This window comes from Carboxydothermus pertinax, assembly GCF_001950255.1.
GTDB lineage: Bacteria > Bacillota > Z-2901 > Carboxydothermales > Carboxydothermaceae > Carboxydothermus > Carboxydothermus pertinax.
Genome location: NZ_BDJK01000062.1, coordinates 83,162 through 83,499 on the forward strand (window position 1 = coordinate 83,162; position 338 = coordinate 83,499).

General features: G+C 46.4%; 1 pseudogene. It reads right to left on the reverse strand.

The window, feature by feature from the left end:
• Window positions 1-338, reverse strand: a pseudogene (gene istB / locus cpu_RS13415) (IS21-like element ISChy4 family helper ATPase IstB); the annotation flags it as partial.

A 338-nucleotide genomic window follows, 5' to 3' on the forward strand; every position in this document is an offset into this window, starting at 1 on the left:
TAGCCTGGAAAGGCTCGTAAAGTAAACTGATATGCCCTGAGATAGGGCTTCTATAGCAAGGGCTACGGCAAGGTGCGTCTTCCCTACTCCAGGAGGCCCAAGGAATATTACGTTTTCTGCCCGGTGGACAAAGGCCATTGTGGCAAGCTCTCTTATCAGTTTTTCATCGATACTGGGCTGGAAGGTAAAGTCAAATTCCTTCAGGGTCTTTTTATACGGAAGCCGGGCAAGTTTTGACCTTACCTAGACATTTCGCCTTTGCCTTTCGGCAAGTTCAGTTTCAAGCAGATCATTTAAGAAATCAAGATATGTGCTATTTTCCCGCTGGGCCCTTTCAA